This is a genomic window from Roseovarius sp. D22-M7 (assembly GCF_037083785.1).
In the GTDB taxonomy this organism is placed as follows: domain Bacteria; phylum Pseudomonadota; class Alphaproteobacteria; order Rhodobacterales; family Rhodobacteraceae; genus Roseovarius.
Genome location: NZ_JBAPKY010000147.1, coordinates 1 through 1,811, shown reverse-complemented (window position 1 = coordinate 1,811; position 1,811 = coordinate 1). Strand labels below are relative to the sequence as shown.

General features: G+C 53.6%; 3 protein-coding genes and 1 pseudogene. 1 reads left to right on the top strand and 3 read right to left on the bottom strand.

The window, feature by feature from the left end:
• Positions 1-487, top strand: a 487-nt coding sequence (locus V8324_RS21670) for a LysR substrate-binding domain-containing protein (protein WP_336421964.1), incomplete at its 5' end; no start/stop codon positions are given.
• Positions 488-553: 66 nt separating this feature from the next.
• On the opposite strand, the gene V8324_RS21665 is transcribed toward V8324_RS21670, so the two are convergent.
• The 3 genes and pseudogenes from V8324_RS21665 to V8324_RS21655 form a co-directional block, all read right to left on the bottom strand.
• Positions 554-961, bottom strand: coding sequence for a pirin family protein (locus tag V8324_RS21665; protein WP_336421963.1), 408 nt, complete (start codon positions 959-961; stop codon positions 554-556).
• 6 nt (positions 962-967) lie between these two features.
• A complete protein-coding gene (locus V8324_RS21660) occupies positions 968-1,294 on the bottom strand; it encodes a pirin family protein (RefSeq protein WP_336421962.1) in 327 nt (108 codons plus the stop codon).
• 66 nt (positions 1,295-1,360) lie between these two features.
• Positions 1,361-1,720 (bottom strand): annotated as a pseudogene (locus V8324_RS21655) (pirin-like C-terminal cupin domain-containing protein); the annotation flags it as partial.
• Positions 1,721-1,811 lie beyond the last annotated feature (91 nt).

Below are 1,811 nucleotides of genomic sequence, written 5' to 3'. Positions count from 1 at the left end.
CGTGCATGAACGCACGGATGCTAACGTGGCAGGTGGGTCAGTTTTAGATGATCATAACCCACCCAGGTGGGTCACTTTTGCATGCCGATTCACATCCTTGCGTCCCAAAGCAGGGAAGCAGAGCGTCTTATTGCGCGATGTCAGTGCCGAAGAGGACGGGACGGGCATGACTTGGGAAAACTATCTGGCGGGCGACTTTGAGGCGGCTCGTTTCGACCTGACAATGAAATTCAGCCGGTTAGATGTTGCGTTGCAGGCTGCCATTGCTGGTTTGGGGCATTCCCTTGGAAGAACGCTTTTGGTTGAAAATGATCTAGATGTGGGATTGGTTGCGCTTTCCGGGCCGATGGCTGCCATCCAGTCGCGATACTGGCTTGTGACCACTGCAGACTTCGCAGCCACAAAAGCGTTTGGAAGATTGGAGGAATGGCTGCATTCAGAAGTGAGGCGAAGCAAAGTCATATTGGGCAATCACGCGGCGTTTTGATGCCTCATCTCAGGAGACCATATTGGACTAGCGGCACAATCGTGCCGCCAGCTTTGTTAGTCAGGTCTATTGGGAGAGATCGAAGAACAATATCTCTGCGGCGCGGCCTTGATCAAAGATCAGCGAACCGCTGCCCTCAATGGCAAGACCGTCGCCCTTAGTCAAAACGATCCCATTCACGTTTAGAGACCCATTTACTACCTGCACCCAACCTTTGCGTCCAGCTTTCAAATCGGTGCTGATTTCTTGGCCGCCTTCCAGTGTCGCCGCATAGATACTTGCGTCTGCTTGGGTCGTCATGGAGCCGTTGCGCCCATCTCGGGAAAGGAACAATTTGAGCTTGCCGCTCTTATCCTCGTTTGACAGGTCTATCGTGTCGTATGCGGGCTTGGTATTCTGCGTCTCGGGCAGTAACCAGACTTGCAAAAACCGCATTTCTTCGGTCGCGGATGGATTGAACTCGGAATGGGTCACGCCAGATCATGCGCTCATGTATTGTACGCCGCCGGCACTGACGACCGATCCGTTGCCCAGTGAGTCCTTATGTTCCAGCGCCCCGCCTAACACGTAAGAGAAGATCTCAGCGTTTTGATGTGGATGCTGGCCAAACCCTTTGCCACCCGCAACAAGGTCATCATTGATTACGCGCAGATTTCCAAACCCCATGTGCTCGGGATCATGGTAATTTCCAAAGCTGAAACTATGCGCTGATTTGAGCCAGCCAAAGTTTGCCTGCCCCCGTTCTCCGGCTGGGCGAACGGTTAAACTCATGCCAACGTGTTGGGTGGTATTTTGGGCGATCGTCATGTGATAATCTTTCTTAGGTTATTGGATATATCTCGAACCTGCTTCGATCGCAGGCGCGGCGCTTTATCAGTCAGGCAAGGGGATGAATTCGTCCTTGTCAGTTGGCGGGAGTTGGAAACGACCATGTTCCCAGTCACCAGCGGCCCAAGCTTCCTTGGCGGCCTCGATCTTCTCTTTTGAAGAGGCGACGAAATTCCACCAGATATGTCTCGGGCCATTCAGTGTTTCGCCGCCAAGCAGCATCAATCTAGCACCGGAAGGGCCAGCTTTAACGGCAATCGCGTCGCCGAGACGGAAAACCATCATCTGACCGGACTGAAAGACGTCGCCGGCGACTTCGATTGAACCGTCGGTAACGTAGATGCCGCGATCTTCATGGTTGTCAGGCATGGGCAGCTTTGCACCGGCTTCCAGGATAGCATCTGCGCATTCCGACACATTCGATCACGTGTTCCGACGACATATGATCAGCCATTCCGACGTATCCGATCACCGCGAGATGACGCCGTCGGGCGTG